The following is a 19,740-nucleotide window of genomic DNA, read 5'->3' as shown; positions in this document are numbered from 1 at the left end:
GCAATATAAAAAGCCGTAATCAAACGGCTCTATTCTTGCATTCTTCTGATCTCATTATAGCCAATCTCACTTCAGATATCAAAGAATGTTAAATATATAATCTCGGTTTTGAACTGCCTGATGTTCTTTTTGGGGCAGGAGAGGCAGCTTCTTTTTTCTTCGGACCAGATGTTTTTGATTCTTGCTCTTTATTGTCAGGTGTTTTTGATTTTTTAGGCAGAGAAGAACTTTTTGGTTTTGATTTTTTGTTCCCGTCTGAGGTTTTTGTTTCAGCTTCTTTCTCTTTTTCTGATGATTCATCTGAATCCGATTGTTTTTTACTTTCCTCATCGCTCTCTGTCTCTGTATCATCACTTTTACTTAATTGGCTGTACAGCTTCATCAATGACGGCAGATTGCGGACTAAAGGGCCGTACTGCTGGATCATAGGGGTGACTTGCTGCGCCATGCCGAGTACTTTTTGCACATTTCCAAGCATACTGGATAAAGATGCAGGATTGGCGATATTTTGAATGCCTTGCAGACCTGCACCTCCGCTCGCTGCTGCACCTGCTCCAGGAACGCCGGGAACGCCGGCGCCGCCAGCGCCTCCTCCGCCGGGGAGGAACTTTGACAGCATCCCTTTTAAGCCTCCGCCCGCACCATTTCTCGCTCCGGCATTTGCCTGAGGAAGAAATTGTCCCGCTTGCTGAAAACCTTGCTGCTGTGCTCCAAATGAAGGCCCTCGCATATTAGGCGGTCTTCTCCCCATCATTCGCTGATTTGGCATAGGGCGGGGCGGTCCGGGCTGTGGATAATTTCTCATTGGCTGCTGCGGTGAAAACATACTTGTACCTCCTTTCAGCTCTCTCTGCTATTAGAATATGCAGGGGCTGCGGTATTTGCTTTACATAACTGAATAAAACAAACGCCTTGCAAACGTGGTGTTTTTAAGCGAAATCGGGTATAATGTGATGATGGACACATAATGTGCCGCTTTAAGGAGCTGGGAAAAATGAAAGAAACGAAATTTGAACTTTATGAATTGAAACCGTTTATTATAGATGCAGTACATCGCCTTGGTTTTTACGAACCGACTGATATCCAGAAAAGGCTGATTCCTGCAGTGCTAAAAAAAGAAAGCGTCATCGGCCAGTCTCAGACGGGAACTGGAAAAACCCACGCTTATTTACTGCCTTTATTAAACAAAATCGATCCTGCTAAGGATGTCGTTCAGGTTGTTATTACGGCTCCGACAAGAGAGCTTGCCAACCAGATTTATCAGGAAGCGCTTAAAATCACGCAGGGTGAAGAAGGAAGTCAGATTCGCTCGAAATGTTTTATCGGAGGCACCGACAAACAAAAATCAATTGATAAATTGAAAATACAGCCGCATCTTGTTGTCGGTACACCCGGACGGATTGCTGATTTAATCAAAGAACAGGCGTTAAGTGTTCATAAAGCGGAAGCTCTTGTTATTGATGAAGCGGATTTAATGCTGGACATGGGATTCCTTGCAGATGTAGATTACATCGGTTCCCGTATGCCTGAGGATCTGCAAATGCTTGTGTTCTCAGCGACCATACCGGAAAAGCTGAAACCATTTTTAAAGAAATACATGGAAAATCCAAAATACGCCCATGTGGAGCCAAAGCAGGTGACTGCTGCGAAAATTGAGCATATCCTTATCCCTTCGAAACATCGTGACAAGGACAAGCTCCTTTTTGACATCATGTCGCATCTGAATCCATACCTGGGGATTGTGTTTGCCAACACGAAAAACACGGCTGATCATATTGCCCAGTATCTGACTGGCAAAGGCATGAAAATCGGCCTGCTGCACGGCGGATTAACACCACGTGAGCGGAAAAAAGTCATGAAGCAGATTAATGATTTAGAATTCACTTATGTCATTGCAACTGACCTTGCTGCAAGAGGCATTGATATTAAAGGTGTCAGCCATGTTATCAACTATGAGCTGCCGGATGATCTCGATTTCTATGTTCACCGTGTGGGCAGAACGGCCCGAGCCGGCTCATCAGGACAAGCGATGACCATTTATGAGCTTTCTGATGAGGATGCATTAGTAAAACTTGAGAAAATGGGCATCGAATTTGATTACTTAGAGCTTGAAAAGGGCGAATGGAAAAAAGGCGATGACCGCCAGCGCCGCAAAAAGCGTAAAAAAACGCCGAACGAAGCAGATGAAATTGCTCATCGTCTCGTGAAAAAGCCGAAGAAGGTTAAGCCTGGATATAAAAAGAAAATGAGCTATGAGATGGAGAAAATCAAGAAAAAACAGAGAAGAAACCAATCTAAGAAAAGAAAGTAGGGGAACCTGTTGTTGAGAATAGGCTCACACGTCTCTATGAGCGGAAAACATATGCTTCTGGCAGCAAGCCAGGAAGCAGTCTCTTATGGGGCGAACACGTTTATGATCTATACAGGCGCACCGCAAAATACGCGCCGAAAGAAAATTGAAGACTTAAATATAGAAGCAGGCCGAGCACATATGCAAGAAAACGGCATTGACGAGATTATCGTACATGCGCCTTATATTATTAATATTGGCAACACGACAAATCCGTCCACTTTTGAGCTGGGTGTTGATTTTCTTCGTTCTGAAATTGAACGGACAGCAGCCATCGGAGCGAAGCAAATTGTCCTTCATCCTGGCGCTCATGTAGGAGCAGGAGCTGAAGCCGGCATCAAAAAAATTATTGAAGGCTTAAATGAAGTGATTGATCCGAATCAAAATGTCCAGATTGCATTAGAAACAATGGCAGGTAAAGGATCAGAATGCGGCAGAAGCTTCGAGGAGCTTGCACAGATTATCGAAGGCGTTACACACAATGAGCATTTGTCAGTGTGCTTCGACACGTGCCATACACATGATGCCGGGTATAACATTGTTGAGGACTTTGACGGGGTGCTGAGTGAGTTCGATAAAATCGTCGGCATTGACCGTATTAAAGTGCTTCATATTAATGACAGCAAAAATGTCAAAGGCGCGAGAAAAGACCGCCATGAAAATATCGGCTTTGGTGAAATAGGTTTTGACGCTCTGCAATATGTTGTTCACCATGAGCAGTTAAAAGACATTCCTAAAATTCTAGAAACACCGTATGTCGGTGAGGATAAAAAGAACAAAAAACCGCCATACCGTTTTGAGATCGAAATGCTGAAAGAAAAACAATTTGATGATACATTGCTCGAAAAGATTTTACAGCAATAAAAAATGGGGGATAACACCCCCATTTTTTAGCTTGTGAATTGTTTGAATAGTTCATTAACGGTTTGAGCTGTTTCTTTCGATGTAATTGTCTCTACTTGTTTCAACAGCCGCATTCGTTCACTCTCATTAAAGATGTTTACATTTTTGCCGTTTAACAGGTTCGCCACTTCAACGGCCTGCGATCTTGTTAAGCTGATTCCGTATTGTTTTGAGTACTTCAGCAAATCGTCAGCAGTAGCCTGATTGAGCCGCTGCAAAATAATTCTTTGAAATAAAATCATCGATCATTCCACCTCCAGACTTAATGTATGGGCAAATCAGTAAAATGTGTCAGTGTTTAATGGTAAAATAGATTTATAATGTATTTAAAATAGTTATTGCAGGAAAGGAGATTTTATGACCCCAACAAAACAACATAAGAGAGAAACATTTTCCCATTTTATTTTCAGGGTCTTTATGATTCTGGCAGGAGCTGCATCTGCGGCTGTAAGTATCGAATTATTTTTAATCCCCAATGATTTTATTGATGGCGGGATCATCGGTGTATCACTTATTTTAGACCACCTCTTTATATCAAACCCCTTTCTGAATTTCGCTTTTTTCGTTGTCATATTAAATATTCCTTTTATGATCTTCGGATATAAATATATCGGTAAGACCTTCCTTGTCTCTACGTTTATAGGGATTGTCTGGCTTGCCGTTATTGAATCCTCACTTCACCATGTAGAAGCCTTTACAACCCAGCCTATTTTGGCTACTGTGTTCGGGGGTCTGTTGCTCGGCTTTGGCGTCGGGCTCGTTATACGAAACGGAGGTTCAATGGATGGCACTGAAATCCTCGGTATTTTGCTGACGAAAAAGCTGCCTTTTTCAATGGGTGAGTTCGTTATGCTCATCAATGTATTCATTTTCATTTGGGCTGGTTTTGAGTTTGGTCCTGAGCAAGCGATGTACTCTTTCATGACTTATTACATTGCGATGAAAACCATTGATGCCGTCATCCAAGGGCTTGATGAAACAAAAGCGGTCATTATTGTATCTGATCAGTATGATGAGATTTCGGATGCTATTTTGCACCGTCTCGGCCGGGGAACAACGAAGCTGAAGGGCAAAGGCGGATATACGGACGAAGAAAAGGACGTGATTTACGCGGTTGTCACAAGGCTGGAAGTGACAAAGCTCAAATCAATCGTGTTTGAAGTTGATCAAAATGCATTCATCACAATTATGAATACTCATGAAACGAGAGGCGGAAAATTCAAAAACGCAATCCACTAGGCTTTCATTTACTTTTATTCATTTTATGGGTATAATTTTATCTGCGGTAAAGAAAATGGCTTGCTGACAGACAGCTGCCATTTTCTTTTTCATACATGGGATACGTTCTTAAGCAAAGCGAAAAGGGGGACCCTTCATGAACGTACAAGAAGCGCTGAACCTACTAAAAGAAAACGGATATAAATATACAAACAAACGGGAGGATATGCTGCAGCTTTTTGCTGATTCAGACAGATATCTTACCGCTAAAAACGTACTGTCTGCATTAAATGATGATTATCCAGGATTAAGCTTTGATACAATCTACAGAAATCTTTCTTTATATGAAGAACTTGGGATTTTGGAAACAACTGAGCTGTCTGGTGAAAAGCTCTTCCGATTTAAGTGTTCATTCACTCATCACCACCATCATTTTATTTGTCTTGCCTGCGGCAAAACAAAGGAAATTGAATCATGTCCGATGGACAAGCTTTGTGATGATTTGGATGGCTATCAGGTCAGCGGGCATAAATTTGAGATTTACGGCACTTGCCCTGATTGTACAGCGGAAAACCAAGAAAACACTACTGCGTAATGCGTATATATGAAAAAGGGGCCCGGTTTGGGCTCCTTTTTTAGTTATTGACACGTATCAAGTGGTGCTTGTTGTTGTTCATCCATTGGACGGCTTCCAGCCAGTTGTTCACTCTGATGATGCTTGAATCAATCGGAAGCTGATTATAAGGGGAATTAAACAAAATCACCGGAATTCCGGCTTCCTTCGCAATCATCATGGCGTTTCCATGATGATCCTCAAAAAACAGGTCGATGTTATGGTTTTTGACCGCTTCAACTTTGTGATGACCGCCAACAAGTTCGATGTGATCATAATGAATGTTTTGTCTGTCAAACCATTCATAGGTAACATCAGTTAAATGAGTCCGTCTCGCTGTAATATAAATAAGCTTGTGCTCCTCTTTGAGTAGGTCAAGTGACTGTTTTGCATGCTGTGCAAGCAGTGCTTCCTTATATATGATCGCTTCATTTTGATTCATCCAATCCCAAAATTCTTCCTGGGTAATGTTTAACAGTTTTGTTAAATCATAATCCGTCATATCGTTTAATGAAATGGAAAGATTAAACGAACGGTTCAAATAAGGGACGAATGTATCCTGAGCCGTAATTGTGCCGTCAATATCTATTCCTAAGCGTAACATGCCCACACTCCTTCAGTTTCATCCTTTCAAGTGTAACATAAACAATTGACATTAACAGAAAAGTTTAGCAAACATGAATCAGGCAAAATGGATCAAACTATAAAAGCTCCTTTAATAAAACAGAAGGGGGAATTGAAGGTGGCATACGATTACGAAAAGCGTGATAACAACAGTTACTATGTTGATCATGGATCTGAAGGAACAAATATTACCCGCGACAATGACGGTTTTTTTGAGGAAACAGCTGCTGAAATTGCAGAGCCTTATCGTGCTGCTGACCGCAGCAATGACCGAGATAACGATCGCAGCGGCGGCAATGTCAATGAAGGACGGGGAATAGGATATATTGCTTTAGCCTTGTCCATTATTTCATTGTTTGTACTGCCTGTTTTATTGGGAGCTGCCGGTATTATTGTCGGCTATATCGCAAGAAGAAGAGGTGCTCAAGGCCTGGGTGCTTGGGCAATGGGTATCGGTGTCGTTTCATTAGTGCTTGGAATATTTATTATTCCATTTTTCTAACACAAAAAAGCTTGACGGGTTCCCGTCAAGCTTTTTGTGTTTCTTCTTTTAAATTTGCTTTTTCAGCTTCAAGCTTTGCATAGTGTTCCTCAGCAAGAATGTCAATTTCTTTTTTGAGTTCCTCAACCATCGTTTCCTCGGGAACCTTACGGACAATTTTTCCTTTCCGGAACAGCAGTCCTTCACCGCGTGCGCCGGCGATTCCGATATCAGCTTCTCTCGCTTCACCAGGTCCGTTTACAGCGCAGCCGAGAACAGCCACTTTAATCGGCGCTTTTATCTTAGAGATATATTCTTCCACTTCATTGGCAATGCTGATCAGGTCAATCTCAATACGGCCGCAAGTCGGGCATGAAATGAGCGTGGCAGCATTGGAGGCTAAACCGAAAGATTTCAGAAGCTCCCTTGCTACTTTTACCTCTTCCACAGGGTCTGCGCTTAATGAAATGCGCAGGGTGTTTCCGATGCCTTTGCTTAAAATGGCGCCGAGCCCTGCTGCGCTTTTTACTGTGCCGGCAAACAGTGTTCCTGACTCGGTGATGCCGAGGTGCAGCGGGTAGTCAAACGCTTTTGCCGCTTTTTCATAGGCCTCGATCGCAAGGTTCACATCAGATGCCTTCATGCTGACGATAATATCGTGAAAATCAAGATCTTCAAGAATTTTAATGTGATGAAGTGCACTTTCTACCATTCCGTCGGCTGTCGGGTAACCGTATTTTTCTAAAATCCGTTTTTCAAGTGAACCTGCGTTTACTCCGATTCTGATCGGAATGCCCTTGTCTTTGGCCGCTTTAACAACCGCTTCCACTTTTTCGCGACGGCCGATGTTGCCGGGATTGATTCGGATTTTATCTGCGCCGCCTTCAATGGCCTTCAACGCAAGTTTATAATCGAAATGTATGTCAACAACGAGAGGGATGGTAATGCGCTTTTTAATATCCGCAATGGCGTTTGCCGCCCGTTCATCCGGACATGCTACCCGAACAATTTGGCATCCGGCTTCAGCCAAACGGTTAATTTCCGCAACCGTTGCTTCTACATCATGTGTTTTTGTTGTTGTCATGCTTTGGATGACAACTTCATTGTTGCCGCCTATTGTTAAAGGTCCCACTTTGACGGGACGCGTTTTTGTACGATGTGTGATTTCACTCACTTGCAATCGCTCCTTAATTGTAGTTGCCGCTTCTAGATATAACAATTCTAGTATGGTTTATGTGAATTTATTTTACAAATTACATTGTAACAGTGTCTTCGCCGAACTGACAAGAAATTAACGTTAAATTAAGGGTAGACCGGGAATTTGTACGCTGTTCCGGCTTGAATGGCGTTGGCTTTCACATTCGGATTCAGTGCTTCAAAATCCTTTACAATGTCATCTGGGGAACCTGCTGATCCGACTATCGACATAACCGTTTCACCCGGCTTTACCTTCACCGTTTTATATGCTGGTTCTTGTGAAACAGTTTTTGCTGATGCTTCATAGACAGGGAGGTCCTGAATGGGTATCGTTCCAATTTTAAGGTCATAAAAAAGAATAAAAAGAATAAAAACAATACTGCATACTAAGGTGAGACGCTTCATCGCTTTTCCTCCCGCATACGAAATTTTATACCATAGTATGCTTGTCCATTTAGAATCATGACAAAAGAAAAGAGACTGCGAATGCAGTCTCGGTTTATACAGGAGCTTTTTTGGATGGAATCTCTTTTAAAACGAGAAACAGGATGACAAAGTTGACAAACCAGTTAAGTAAAAATTCACTTGGAACGGTTGCTTCTAATGCCCGCATGATTGTAAAGAATACAGTCGAAAGGGTGATGGAATAAGCAGAAAGCTTCCAGAGCTGATGATAGGATAGATGTTTTTTCTGCGAATTCTTAATGATTAACCCGATAAGCGCTAAGAATGACACTTCAATAAATTTCCCCGCTGCAGTTACGAGAAAAATAAGTGCTGAGAGAACAGTTACGATCATCGCTTTATTTTGGTTTAAACCTGCAATGATATCTTTTTTCTGTAACTCTGACGGCATCATTGAGTAAGGCATTTCTTGGGCTTGTCCGTCAATGGCCAAAACAAATTTGTTCTGAAGGATGCCGATTGCGTTTTGCTTTGCTTCAATTTGTTCAGTGCCATAGGAGTCTGTTGGATCGAACACGATAACGAAACCATTTGCCTGAGATTCCGTGGCTTTTTTCTCATCCGTTTGAAGTTTGCCGTTTGAAATTGTGAAATCAGGGAAATCTTTGTTTAAAACAGTTTTAAAGCCATTCATTGATTTTACGGTCCCTGTACTTACATAATAAGCGGTAGGGATTGCAAACAGGACAGAGAGCAAAAATACATAAAGAATCGCTTTACCGATTCCTTGAAATCTTGTTTTTGCAATATCACGGGGAGAGTATGTACTTTTAATGAAAAGCTGAAACACATTCACTATCTTCACTTCCTAGCTAAACTAATATATGTTGCTTATTGTATCGTTGCATGCGTGTGAATACAAGGAAGACATGAAGAAGACAGAGTAAAATGGGAGGATGGAAGCTATGGAAATGTTGTATTGGCTGTTAATTGCAGCGGTTTTTATCATCGCCTTTATCGGGCTGGTGTATCCTGTTATTCCGAGTGTAGTATTTATTGTTGCCGGATTCATATTATACGGATTTTTATTTTCATTCAGTCCGTATTCCTATATGTTCTGGCTCGTTGAGGCAGTTTTTGCTGCAGTATTATTCGCGGCAGATTACGTATCTAATCTGCTTGGAGTGAAAAGGTTCGGAGGAAGCAAGGCCGCCATATGGGGAAGCACGATCGGTTTATTAATCGGACCTTTTGTCATTCCGGTTGCAGGGATCATATTGGGTCCGTTTATCGGTGCTGTTTGTGCAGAACTTATCGTCCATCAGAAGGACTTAAAGTCAGCGTTTAAAATTGGCCTCGGTTCACTCATTGGTTTTTTAACAGGGGTCATTGCAAAGGGCATTATACAGCTTTTAATGATCGGATATTTTTTATGGACGGTCCTATAAGAAATGCTGGGGACAGGTTTAATGGGGCTGAATATCGGTTAAAGTGAAATATGTCCGCTGAAATGAGCCAAATTGTGAGCTTTTTCATTGATTACAATGCATTCTTTTGTTACATTGAATGAAGAAAGGCTCGCTGTGAAGCGGCATTTCAGTACATATATATTAAGGAGGAATTATCATGGCTTACGAACTTCCAGAATTACCATATGCGTACGATGCTTTAGAACCGCATATCGACAAGGAAACTATGACTATTCACCATACGAAACACCACAACACATACGTTACAAATTTAAACAAAGCGGTTGAAGGAAACACTGCTCTTGCAAACAAATCAGTTGAAGAGCTTGTTGCAGATCTTGATTCTGTTCCTGAAAACATCCGCACTGCAGTCCGCAATAACGGCGGCGGACATGCGAACCACAAATTATTCTGGACACTTTTATCTCCAAACGGCGGAGGCGAACCGACTGGCGCGCTTGCTGAAGAGATCAACAGTGTATTTGGAAGCTTTGACAAATTCAAAGAGCAATTCGCAGCTGCAGCGGCTGGACGCTTTGGTTCTGGCTGGGCATGGCTTGTTGTGAACAACGGCAAACTTGAAATCACAAGCACGCCAAACCAAGATTCTCCCCTTTCAGAAGGCAAAACGCCTATCTTGGGTCTTGACGTTTGGGAGCATGCTTACTACCTTAACTATCAAAACCGCCGTCCTGATTACATTTCAGCTTTCTGGAAAGTTGTAAACTGGGATGAAGTGGCTCGTCTATACAGCGAAGCAAAATAATGACACAAACAAGGTCCTCAATAAAGGACCTTGTTTTTTTATGTCTTCTTTTTACATATCTCGGTTTGAGTGAGACAGACTAAGGGATAGTAAAGGGGAGTCAGTAATGAGCAAACTAAAAAAAGTGATAGGCGATGTAGACGTAAACAAAGGGTTACTCTTTCTGCTGACCATTGGCGGGCTTTACTCGCTGGGAATTGCACTGTCCAATACATTTGTTAATGTGTATCTTTGGAAGCAGTCAGGGAAATTTATTGATTTGGCGATATATAATTTATCCGTTGTGACAATGCAGCCGATAACCTTTTATTTGGCTGGACGGTTAGCCAAAAAAATAGACAGGGTGTTTATTTTAAGATTCGGCGTCATTTTCTTAGCTGCCTTTTATTTAAGTGTGCTTTTAGCCGGAGAAACGGCGGCCAGCCGTCTCGTGCTGATCGGAGCGGTGCTCGGAGTGGGCTATGGCTTTTATTGGCTAGCGTTTAACGTGCTGACCTTTGAAATAACAGAGCCGGATACGCGAGATTTTTTCAACGGGTTTATGGGCATTCTGTCTTCCTCTGCAGGAATGATCGGCCCGATTGTAGCGGGATTTGTGATCTCAAGGCTTGAAAATAATACGGGTTATACAGTCATTTTCAGTCTCTCCCTCAGCTTATTTGCCCTCGCTGTCGTGATGAGCTTTTTCTTAAAGCGGAGAGAATCTAAGGGCCGTTTTATGCTGAGCAAAGTATTTGGAGAGCGCCATAGCAATATGAATTGGCGGAGAATTACGAATGCGCATTTTTTTCAGGGTTTGAGAGAAGGGATTTTTGTCTTTTTAATCAGTGTGTTTGTATTTATTGAGACAAACAGCGAACTTGCCCTCGGTACATTCGGCCTTGTCAATTCAGCTGTTTCCTTCTTTGCCTACTACTTTGCATCCAGGCTGATTAAGAAAAAGGCCAGAAAAAAATCGATTTTGCTGGGCGGACTTATTTTGTATGGCGCGCTGTTTTTGATTCTGTTCCATATGAGCTTTTCGACATTATTAACGTATGGCATTTTTATTGCCATCGGCTATCCTCTGTTGCTTGTGCCATATGTATCACTTACATATGATGTGATAGGGCGCGCGAGGCATGCCAGAAAAGCAAGAATTGAATATATCGTGCTAAGGGAAATGTTTTTGAACGCCGGCAGAATTGTTTCGATTTTATGCTTCCTCCTGATCGTGGCCCTTCTGAAAGAGGACGTGGGAATTCCTTTGTCACTTGCGATATTAGGTATAGGACATCCTTTGATTTATTACTTTGTCAAGGATATCCGTTTTAAGGAGAAGGAAGGGGAAAATGAAACCATGGAAGAAGACGGCCAAAAACGGGTAACAGAACCGACCCTTTTAAAAGGCGAGAGATAATTTTTTTGCCAAAAAGGGGTTATCTGTAGAAAAAAGTCGAAAAAACCTTTAAAATGAAAACTGGCACTCTTACTGAGTGTCTTTTCTTTCTGTAAATAGAAAAAGGTGATGTTATGAGGAGAAATAAACCAAAAAAACAAAATCATAAAGAGAAAAAGAAGTCGCTTCCGATCCGGCTGAATATTTTATTTTTAGCTGCTTTTGTTATATTTACCTGGATCATTGTGGAACTGGGCATCAAGCAAATCGTGCAAGGCGATGATTACAAAAATCAAGCGAATAAGCAGGAACAAAGTGAAGTCAGCTCGGCGGTGCCGCGCGGGAAAATTTATGATCGAAACTTTAATGCCATTGTGACAAACAAGGCTTTAAATGCAATCACATACACAAGATCTAAATCGACCACGCAAGAACAGCGCTTAAAGATCGCAAAAAAGCTGTCTGACATGATCAAAGTCGATACAAAAAAAGTAACAGAACGGGATAAAAAAGATTATTGGATTTTGACTAGACCGAAAGAAGCAAAAAAGCTGATTAGCTCTAAAGAAAGACAGCAGGTTGAAGACAAAAAAATATCCGATGACGATTTATACCAGCTTCAGCTAAAACGGATTACTGATAAGCAGCTGAATGAATTGACGGATAAAGATATGCAGATCCTCGCTATCAAAAGACAGATGGATTCGGGCTATGCATTGACCCCTCAATATATCAAAAACGAAGATGTATCAGCGAAGGAAATGGCAGTGGTAAGTGAACATTTAGACGAACTGCCGGGTGTTGATGTCACCTCCGATTGGGAACGTGAATATCCGTATAAAAACCTTCTTCGCTCAGTGCTCGGAAGTGTTTCCAGCTCTAATGAAGGATTGCCGTCCAACTTGCTCGACCATTATCTGTCGCTTGGCTACAGCCGTAATGACAGGGTCGGAAAAAGCTATTTGGAATACCAATACGAAAGCCTTCTGCAGGGCCAAAAAGCCAAAGTCGAAAATATCACAGATTCAAACGGCAATGTCACGGGAACAAAAACGGTATCTGAAGGCAAAGCCGGTAAAGATCTCGTACTTACGATTGACATTGATTTGCAAAAAGAAGTGGAAAAAATCATTGAGAAGAACCTCAAATCTGCTAAAGCAAGACCAAGCACTCAATTGTTAGACCGGGCATTCGTTGTGATGATGGACCCAAGAAACGGTGAAGTGCTTTCAATGGCGGGCAAGCAGATTAAACAAGAAAATGGAAAATATAAAATTGATGATTATGCTTTAGGTACAATGACGTCATCTTACGCCATGGGTTCAGCAGTCAAAGGCGCAACAGTCTTGACAGGCCTTCAAACCGGAGCCATCAATCTAAATACAGTTTTTCAGGATGAACCATTGTATATCGGACAGGATAAAAATGGTAAAAAATCATGGACTAACTTAGGACCGGTCAATATTCAAAGAGCCTTAGAGCAGTCTTCCAACGTATTTATGTTTAAAACTGCGATTGCGCTCGGAAAAGGTGAATATAAACCGCACCAGGCTTTACCGATTGATACAACGGCCTTTGATACGTTCCGTAATTATTTCAGTCAATTTGGATTAGGTGTCAAAACTGGAATTGATCTTCCGAATGAAATGACAGGCTATAAAGGAACAGACAGATTGACGGGATTCTTGCTTGACTATGCGATCGGCCAATACGACACGTATACACCGCTGGAACTCGCGCAATACGTATCAACGATTGCAAACGGCGGATATCGCTTAAAGCCTCAGCTTGTAAAGGAAGTCAGAGAACCTGATGCTAAAAGAGGGATCGGTGCTGTCGTACAATCCGTTCAGCCGGAAGTGCTGAATAAAATCGACATGAAGAGTGAATATATTAAAGAGGTGCAGGCCGGATTCAGACGGGTGATGACAAAAGGGACAGCTGCCAGCCAATTTGCTTCAGCGTCCTATCAGCCTGCCGGTAAAACAGGAACAGCACAATCGTTCTATGATGGACCTGATAAATCAAAAACAGGAACAGCGACTTATAATACGACACTTGTTGCCTATGCACCGGCTGATAATCCTGAGATTGCGATCTCTGTAGTAGTCCCTTGGGCTTATATTGATTACAGCGCTAAATATACCATTACAAACGAAATCGGCAGGGAAGTAATGGATAAATATTTTGAGCTGAAATCGAAGCAGGACAAAGAAGATACGCAACAAAAGAATAAAAACAAAATCGAAGAAAATGCAGAAAACACAACGTCTTCTGATAACTAAAAAGAAACGCTCACATAATGTGGGCGTTTTTTTTATACAAAAAAACGCATTGATTTACAAAACCTTAACATTCGATTCAAACCCTTTTTACATAGAACCTTTACTCTATACGTGTAGGACAAATTACACATTATACGCAGGGGGAATTCAGGAAATGAAAAAAAACAAATTGGTGCTTATGCTTCTGATGGCTGCTTTTATGATGATTGCAGCTGCATGCGGAAATGCAGGAGAAAGTAAAAAATCGAATAGCGATTCTGCAAAAGGAGAAGAAAAGGCATCAGGTTCTTTAACCATTTCTGGTTCATCGGCTATGCAGCCGCTAGTACTTGCTGCCGCGGAAAAATTTATGGAAGAAAACCCTGATGCTGATATACAGGTACAAGCTGGCGGTTCTGGAACAGGGCTTTCTCAAGTCTCAGAAGGAGCTGTTCAGATCGGGAATTCAGACGTTTTTGCTGAAGAAAAAGAAGGCATCGATGCAAAAGCGCTTGTCGATCATCAAGTCGCAGTAGTTGGTATGGCAGCAGCTGTAAACCCTAATGCTGGTGTGAAGGATATTTCAAAAGATGAATTGAAAAAAATCTTCACTGGCAAAATCAAAAACTGGAAAGAGCTTGGCGGCAAAGACCAAAAGATTACACTTGTAAACCGTCCTGATTCTTCTGGCACACGTGCTACATTTGTGAAGTATGCGCTTGATGGAGCAGAACCTGCAGAAGGCATTACTGAAGATTCCTCCAACACAGTGAAAAAGATCATTGCTGATACTCCGGGAGCGATTGGATATCTTGCATTCTCATATTTAACAGATGACAAAGTAACTGCGCTATCTATTGATGGAGTTAAGCCTGAAGCGAAAAATGTAGCAACTGGCGAGTATCCAATCTGGGCTTATCAGCATTCTTATACAAAAGGTGAAGCGACAGGTTTAGCTAAAGAGTTTCTCGATTATCTAAAGAGTGAAGACATTCAAAAAAGCATTGTTACTGACCAAGGCTACATTCCGGTTACTGATATGAAAGTGACCCGTGATGCCAACGGGAAGCAAAGCTGATCTTAATAAAAAGAGGAGTGCGGGGACAACCGTTTCTCCTCTTAACACATTCATAGGAGTGTAAAAAATGATAAACAATAGAGAAAATATGTCTGTGAGCGAGCGTTTAATCAGCTCGAGGCAAAATCGGCAATTGGATGAAGTTCGTGGAAGAATGATGGTGACAGCATGTGCGCTCATTATGATTGCGGCATCTGTGGCGATCACCATTTTCCTCGGCATTAAGGGGCTGCAATCTTTTCTTGTAAATGGTGTAAGCCCAATTGAATTCTTAACGAGCTTAAATTGGAATCCTACAGATAGTGATCCGAAATACGGAGTGCTGCCATTTATTTTTGGCTCGTTTGCAGTAACGATTCTTTCTGCTCTGATCGCTGCTCCGCTTGGCATTGCAGGAGCGATTTTTATGACAGAAATTGCCCCGAATTGGGGAAAAAAAGTGCTGCAGCCTGTGATTGAGCTTTTAGTCGGCATTCCATCTGTTGTTTATGGATTCATAGGTCTTACAGTATTGGTGCCGTTTATCGCCCAGTTCAAATCGAGCGGAACAGGGCACAGTTTATTGGCGGGAACGATTGTCCTTTCCGTCATGATTCTGCCGACGATCACATCGATTTCTGCTGACGCAATGGCTTCTCTTCCGAAGAGTTTACGAGAGGGTTCTTACGCGCTTGGTGCGACAAGATGGCAGACGATCAGAAAAGTACTTGTGCCTGCGGCTTTTCCAACATTAATGACGGCTGTTGTGTTAGGCATGGCTCGGGCGTTCGGTGAAGCTTTGGCTGTTCAGATGGTCATTGGAAATACAAGAGTATTGCCGGAAAGCCTGTTTGACACTGCGGGAACGCTGACAACGATCATCACGCTGAATATGGGCCACACCACATACGGAAGTGTTGAAAACAATACGCTGTGGTCAATGGGGCTTGTGCTTCTGGCGATGTCATTCTTGTTCATCCTGCTTATTCGCTACTTGTCATCTAGGAGGAAAGTGTAATGAACCGCAAAATAACAGATAAACTGGCGACCGGAATGTTTGGTTTGTGTGCAGCCATTATCGCTGCCATTTTAGTAGGTTTGTTTTCCTATATTATTATAAACGGTGTTTCTCAGCTCAGCTTTCATTTTATTACGACAAAATCGAGCGCCATTGCAGCCGGAGGAGGCATACGCGACCAGCTGTTTAACTCCTTTTATATTTTATTGATTACGATGCTGATTACAATCCCGCTCGGTGTGGGAGGCGGAGTGTTCATGGCTGAGTATGCGCCTAATAATAAAGTGACTGATTTCATCAGAACATGTATCGAGGTGCTTTCATCTCTCCCGTCTATTGTCATTGGGATGTTTGGATTATTGATGTTTGTCAATTTAACAGGCTGGGGATATACGATCATAGGCGGGGCGCTTGCGTTAACTGTTTTTAACCTTCCCGTCATGGTGCGTGTGACAGAAGACGCGATTCGTTCAGTCCCAAAGGATCTGAAGGAAGCCTCTCTCGCTTTAGGGGTATCACGCTGGCATACCGTAAAAACCGTTTTAATTCCAAGTGCGATCCCTTCTATCATTACTGGAGCCATTTTAGCGTCAGGAAGAGTGTTCGGAGAAGCGGCAGCATTATTATTTACAGCCGGCCTGACAACACCGCGTCTTAATTTTACGGAGTGGAATCCGTTTTCGGAAACATCGCCGCTTAATATTTTCAGGCCCGCTGAAACACTTGCGGTCCACATTTGGAACGTAAATACACAAGGAATGATTCCGGATGCTGAAGCGATTGCCAACGGAGGTTCTGCTGTGCTGGTGATTTCTGTTCTTGTGTTTAATCTCGCAGCGAGATGGCTTGGCACGATAATCTACAAAAAGCTTACGGCAAATTAGTACGGAAAGAGGCGAAAAACATGTCTGAACAAATGGTAAAAGAAAAACCTGAGCGAGCTGTTATTGTTCCGAAGCAGAACCACGTGCTCGAGGTCAAAGACCTGTCTATTTTTTACGGAAATAAACAAGCGGTTCATCATGTGAACATGGATATTGAAAAGAATGCGGTGACTGCTTTAATTGGGCCGTCGGGATGCGGAAAATCTACTTTTTTGAGAAATATTAACCGAATGAATGATTTAATTCCTTCTGCAAGAGCTGAAGGTGAAATCCTTTATGAAGGATTAAATATATTGGGCGGCAATATTAACGTCGTCAGCTTGAGAAGAGAAATCGGAATGGTTTTTCAAAAACCAAATCCTTTTCCGAAATCGATCTATGCAAATATCACACATGCATTGAAATATGCCGGAGAGCGTAATAAAGCAGCCTTAGATCAAATTGTGGAAGAGAGTTTAACAAAAGCAGCGCTCTGGGATGAGGTGAAGGATCGTTTACATTCATCCGCACTCTCGTTATCCGGCGGCCAGCAGCAGCGTTTGTGCATTGCGAGAACGCTTGCGATGAAGCCGGCTGTTCTTCTGCTTGATGAACCAGCTTCAGCGCTTGATCCGATTTCAAATGCAAAAATAGAGGAATTAATAACAGAATTGAAAAGAGAATACTCGATTATTATAGTCACACACAATATGCAGCAGGCTCTGCGGGTTTCTGATCGGACGGCATTCTTTTTAAACGGCGAGCTTGTAGAATACGGACAGACTGAACAGATCTTCACGAGTCCGAAACAGCAAAAGACAGAGGATTATATTAACGGGAAATTCGGATAGGAGGGCGGCAATGAGTATTGCTACCGAAGCTGTAATGAAACAGGAAGTCTATCAAGTCAATGGAATGAACTTATGGTATGGACAGCATCATGCCTTAAAAAATATCAATTTGAGCATACATGAAAACGAGGTCACGGCGATCATTGGGCCATCGGGATGCGGGAAATCGACCTTTATCAAAACATTGAATTTAATGATTCAAATGACGCCGAATGTAAAGCTTGCAGGTGAGCTGAACTATAATGGCAGCAACATTTTAAAGGATAAAGTGGATATCGTGGATTTGCGAAAAAATATCGGTATGGTATTCCAAAAAGGGAACCCGTTTCCCCAATCTATTTTTGATAATGTAGCATACGGACCGAGAGTCCACGGCACCAAAAATAAAAAGAAGCTTCAAGAAATTGTGGAAAAATCATTGAAAGACGTGGCGCTATGGGATGAGGTGAAGGATCGATTGCATACGTCCGCTCTTTCCTTGTCAGGCGGCCAGCAGCAGCGTCTTTGTATCGCCAGGGCACTTGCGACTAATCCAGATATTTTGCTGATGGATGAACCGACATCTGCACTAGATCCAATCTCAACAAGAAAAATTGAAGAACTCATTCTTGAGCTGAAAAATAAATATACGATTGTCATTGTCACGCATAACATGCAGCAGGCAGCAAGGGTTTCTGATCAAACCGCCTTTTTCTATATGGGCGAGCTTGTTGAATGCGACAATACGAATAAAATGTTCTCTAACCCACAGGACCAAAGAACCCTCGATTACATTACAGGAAAGTTTGGTTGAAAAAAACAGGCTGAGTCTTCAGCCTGTTTTTTATCGTGTTAACGTTTTTACGAGCTTTTTAAAGCTCATATCTGATTTTACTTTAAACTCGCCGGCACGGATTTCTTTGTGATAGCCGGCATCAATGACATAGTCGTTAAAGTCTTGAGCCGAGGAGATAATGCCTTCTTTTTCAAGAAGAGCAGATACATCTGCAGTGCTCATGCCGTCTTTAATTTTCAGTTTGTACGTTTTGACCTTGTTTGTTTTCGTGTCTGATCCGCTGTTATTGGTCAAGGATTTCTCTTTTGAATCGAGAAGTTTTTGATATTCATCGCGATTCACAGAAACCATTTTTTTAGAATCAAGGTAATTGTTCACGTCTTGTTCGGTTACTGTTTTATTTTCTTTTACAGCAGCGGCCTGGTCTTCGTCAGTCAGATAAAAAACAGCTGCAAGAACGGCTGTAGCTAAAATGATGCCGCCAGCAAATGCCTGAATGCCTCGTTTTGTCATACGAGCACCTTCTCGTTATCTTTGATAATCGTATTTACGTCTTCCACTGATACATGCTCAGCTTTAGCAATCGCTTCAGCGGACATGCCGTTATTATATTTAGAAAGTATTTGTTTAGCGATTTTTTGATTGATGTCGCTCTGCTTTGATTTGCGGATGACAAGGTTTGTTTCCAGTAATTCTTCCTCAAGCACGGTCATTTTCTTTTTGAGCTTGTAAATTTCCTGCATCGCAGAAAGCTGCAGAGTTTCGAGCTCTTGTTCTACATCTTTCATCGGGTCTCTTTGAGAATATGAGAATGCAATTAGCGCTATACTGACGATAAACAACGCAATAATAGCAATTTCCACGTTTCATCACCTTCTATTCTTTTTTTATCCTTCTTTTTTATACCATAAAACCAATAGTTTCTAAAGGAATTCGCGAAAAAAACGAGATTTTGTCGAGAAATCTTTCTTTGCTTCTTCTCTATGTAATGGTTTAATAGGATCACTAAGTGAACGATAGGAAAGGAGAATGTTAGGAGTCCATGGATAAACACCCATTTCCCTATAATATACGACATAAGCTTTCTTTTTTTAGGGACACATTCGACATGAACATTCAAAACGCTCACACCTTGACCGTATGCTGGGAAATCTCAGAAGAAACAATGCGGCTGGCTGAAGCGGTCCTTTTCGAAAAAACGCAGGATATGGTAAAAGAATTGCGCATTGTCATCAAAAGAAAAGATATCGAAGCTGTCAGGACTAAACGTACACCGTATGATAAAGGGGAATGGGCGATTGGACAGGCGGCTGGTGATGCTGTATATCAGGCTGAATACAGAATGGTTAACTCCATGAATGTCTCTCTCAAGCTTGCCTGCACAGACGACATCTATCTTGATGAAAATGGGATCCGTCATATAAACAGCTTTCAGATTGAGGAGGCACACACCAGGTGGGAGGCGCAATTTTCTGCATACACCTGTTATGGAGAAGGGGAATAAGAAC

Annotated in this window: 23 protein-coding genes; 15 read left to right on the top strand and 8 right to left on the bottom strand. The window is 42.0% G+C overall.

Features of this window, described 5'->3' with window-relative positions; genetic code table 11:
* Nucleotides 1-88: 88 nt before the first annotated feature.
* Nucleotides 89-826: a YqfQ family protein gene (locus tag C1T29_RS14280; protein WP_095431706.1), complete on the bottom strand. Its 738-nt coding sequence runs from the start codon at nucleotides 824-826 to the stop codon at nucleotides 89-91.
* A gap of 168 nt (nucleotides 827-994) precedes the next feature.
* On the opposite strand from C1T29_RS14280, the gene cshB reads away from it, so the two are divergent.
* Together cshB and C1T29_RS14270 are read left to right on the top strand one after the other, a co-directional pair.
* A complete protein-coding gene (gene cshB, locus C1T29_RS14275) occupies nucleotides 995-2,311 on the top strand; it encodes a DEAD-box ATP-dependent RNA helicase CshB (RefSeq protein WP_041521384.1) in 1,317 nt (438 codons plus the stop codon).
* 9 nt (nucleotides 2,312-2,320) lie between these two features.
* Complete coding sequence (locus C1T29_RS14270; protein ID WP_103749571.1) at nucleotides 2,321-3,214, top strand: deoxyribonuclease IV; 894 nt, start codon at nucleotides 2,321-2,323, stop codon at nucleotides 3,212-3,214.
* Nucleotides 3,215-3,240: 26 nt separating this feature from the next.
* On the opposite strand, the gene C1T29_RS14265 is transcribed toward C1T29_RS14270, so the two are convergent.
* A complete protein-coding gene (locus C1T29_RS14265; RefSeq protein ID WP_014664631.1) occupies nucleotides 3,241-3,495 on the bottom strand; it encodes a DUF2624 domain-containing protein in 255 nt (84 codons plus the stop codon).
* 115 nt (nucleotides 3,496-3,610) lie between these two features.
* Here C1T29_RS14265 and C1T29_RS14260 point away from each other — a divergent pair, with 115 nt between their 5' ends.
* Entirely contained in the window at nucleotides 3,611-4,492 is an 882-nt protein-coding gene (locus C1T29_RS14260; RefSeq protein ID WP_208945466.1) for a YitT family protein, read from the top strand.
* A 136-nt stretch (nucleotides 4,493-4,628) separates the two neighbouring features.
* On the top strand, nucleotides 4,629-5,066 hold the full coding sequence (zur, locus tag C1T29_RS14255) for a zinc uptake transcriptional repressor Zur (RefSeq protein ID WP_004398578.1): 438 nt from the start codon (nucleotides 4,629-4,631) through the stop codon (nucleotides 5,064-5,066).
* A 40-nt stretch (nucleotides 5,067-5,106) separates the two neighbouring features.
* Here zur and C1T29_RS14250 read toward each other — a convergent pair whose 3' ends face one another.
* Nucleotides 5,107-5,688 carry a nucleotidase gene (locus C1T29_RS14250; RefSeq protein WP_014664629.1) on the bottom strand — a complete coding sequence of 194 codons (582 nt, stop codon included), beginning with the start codon at nucleotides 5,686-5,688 and terminating at the stop codon, nucleotides 5,107-5,109.
* Nucleotides 5,689-5,820: 132 nt separating this feature from the next.
* Between C1T29_RS14250 and C1T29_RS14245 the strand changes: the two genes are divergently transcribed.
* Entirely contained in the window at nucleotides 5,821-6,210 is a 390-nt protein-coding gene (locus tag C1T29_RS14245) for a DUF308 domain-containing protein (RefSeq protein WP_080478340.1), read from the top strand.
* Between the two features lie 25 nt (nucleotides 6,211-6,235).
* Here C1T29_RS14245 and ispG read toward each other — a convergent pair whose 3' ends face one another.
* The 3 genes from ispG to C1T29_RS14230 all read right to left on the bottom strand — a co-directional run bounded on the left by ispG (nucleotide 6,236) and on the right by C1T29_RS14230 (nucleotide 8,647).
* A complete protein-coding gene (gene ispG, locus C1T29_RS14240) occupies nucleotides 6,236-7,369 on the bottom strand; it encodes a flavodoxin-dependent (E)-4-hydroxy-3-methylbut-2-enyl-diphosphate synthase (protein WP_080478249.1) in 1,134 nt (377 codons plus the stop codon).
* 122 nt (nucleotides 7,370-7,491) lie between these two features.
* Nucleotides 7,492-7,791 carry a LysM peptidoglycan-binding domain-containing protein gene (locus C1T29_RS14235; protein ID WP_103749573.1) on the bottom strand — a complete coding sequence of 100 codons (300 nt, stop codon included), beginning with the start codon at nucleotides 7,789-7,791 and terminating at the stop codon, nucleotides 7,492-7,494.
* A gap of 94 nt (nucleotides 7,792-7,885) precedes the next feature.
* Entirely contained in the window at nucleotides 7,886-8,647 is a 762-nt protein-coding gene (locus C1T29_RS14230) for a DUF1189 domain-containing protein (RefSeq protein WP_103749574.1), read from the bottom strand.
* 109 nt (nucleotides 8,648-8,756) lie between these two features.
* Between C1T29_RS14230 and C1T29_RS14225 the strand changes: the two genes are divergently transcribed.
* The 9 genes from C1T29_RS14225 (at nucleotide 8,757) to pstB (C1T29_RS14185) (ending at nucleotide 18,250) form a co-directional block, all read left to right on the top strand.
* Entirely contained in the window at nucleotides 8,757-9,239 is a 483-nt protein-coding gene (locus tag C1T29_RS14225; RefSeq protein WP_103749575.1) for a DUF456 domain-containing protein, read from the top strand.
* Between the two features lie 178 nt (nucleotides 9,240-9,417).
* On the top strand, nucleotides 9,418-10,026 hold the full coding sequence (sodA, locus tag C1T29_RS14220; protein WP_069839500.1) for a superoxide dismutase SodA: 609 nt from the start codon (nucleotides 9,418-9,420) through the stop codon (nucleotides 10,024-10,026).
* A gap of 106 nt (nucleotides 10,027-10,132) precedes the next feature.
* Nucleotides 10,133-11,425 carry an MFS transporter gene (locus tag C1T29_RS14215; protein WP_103749576.1) on the top strand — a complete coding sequence of 431 codons (1,293 nt, stop codon included), beginning with the start codon at nucleotides 10,133-10,135 and terminating at the stop codon, nucleotides 11,423-11,425.
* Between the two features lie 113 nt (nucleotides 11,426-11,538).
* Nucleotides 11,539-13,689: a penicillin-binding protein 2A gene (gene pbpA, locus C1T29_RS14210; protein ID WP_014664621.1), complete on the top strand. Its 2,151-nt coding sequence runs from the start codon at nucleotides 11,539-11,541 to the stop codon at nucleotides 13,687-13,689.
* Nucleotides 13,690-13,843: 154 nt separating this feature from the next.
* Nucleotides 13,844-14,746 carry a phosphate ABC transporter substrate-binding protein gene (locus C1T29_RS14205; protein ID WP_103749577.1) on the top strand — a complete coding sequence of 301 codons (903 nt, stop codon included), beginning with the start codon at nucleotides 13,844-13,846 and terminating at the stop codon, nucleotides 14,744-14,746.
* A gap of 67 nt (nucleotides 14,747-14,813) precedes the next feature.
* Complete coding sequence (gene pstC / locus C1T29_RS14200) at nucleotides 14,814-15,743, top strand: phosphate ABC transporter permease subunit PstC (RefSeq protein WP_014664619.1); 930 nt, start codon at nucleotides 14,814-14,816, stop codon at nucleotides 15,741-15,743.
* Nucleotides 15,743-16,627, top strand: a complete 885-nt coding sequence (pstA, locus tag C1T29_RS14195; protein WP_069839498.1) for a phosphate ABC transporter permease PstA — start codon at nucleotides 15,743-15,745, stop codon at nucleotides 16,625-16,627. The genes pstC and pstA overlap by 1 nt, the downstream gene beginning before the upstream one ends.
* A 20-nt stretch (nucleotides 16,628-16,647) precedes the next feature.
* A complete protein-coding gene (pstB, locus tag C1T29_RS14190) occupies nucleotides 16,648-17,457 on the top strand; it encodes a phosphate ABC transporter ATP-binding protein PstB (protein ID WP_014664617.1) in 810 nt (269 codons plus the stop codon).
* Nucleotides 17,458-17,467: 10 nt separating this feature from the next.
* Complete coding sequence (pstB, locus tag C1T29_RS14185; RefSeq protein ID WP_040082619.1) at nucleotides 17,468-18,250, top strand: phosphate ABC transporter ATP-binding protein PstB; 783 nt, start codon at nucleotides 17,468-17,470, stop codon at nucleotides 18,248-18,250.
* 30 nt (nucleotides 18,251-18,280) lie between these two features.
* Here pstB (C1T29_RS14185) and C1T29_RS14180 read toward each other — a convergent pair whose 3' ends face one another.
* Nucleotides 18,281-18,745 (bottom strand): endolytic transglycosylase MltG, encoded by a 465-nt coding sequence (locus C1T29_RS14180; protein WP_103749578.1) that lies wholly within the window; start codon nucleotides 18,743-18,745, stop codon nucleotides 18,281-18,283.
* Complete coding sequence (locus C1T29_RS14175) at nucleotides 18,742-19,095, bottom strand: hypothetical protein (RefSeq protein WP_014477348.1); 354 nt, start codon at nucleotides 19,093-19,095, stop codon at nucleotides 18,742-18,744. The genes C1T29_RS14180 and C1T29_RS14175 overlap by 4 nt, the downstream gene beginning before the upstream one ends.
* Before the next feature lie 179 nt (nucleotides 19,096-19,274).
* Here C1T29_RS14175 and C1T29_RS14170 point away from each other — a divergent pair, with 179 nt between their 5' ends.
* Complete coding sequence (locus C1T29_RS14170; protein ID WP_103749579.1) at nucleotides 19,275-19,736, top strand: hypothetical protein; 462 nt, start codon at nucleotides 19,275-19,277, stop codon at nucleotides 19,734-19,736.
* Nucleotides 19,737-19,740: the final 4 nt, after the last annotated feature.

The sequence above is a fragment of the Bacillus sp. MBGLi79 genome (genome assembly GCF_002953915.1).
The sequence above is the reverse complement of the archived record's forward strand: the minus strand, read 5'-3'. Positions and strand labels throughout refer to the sequence as shown.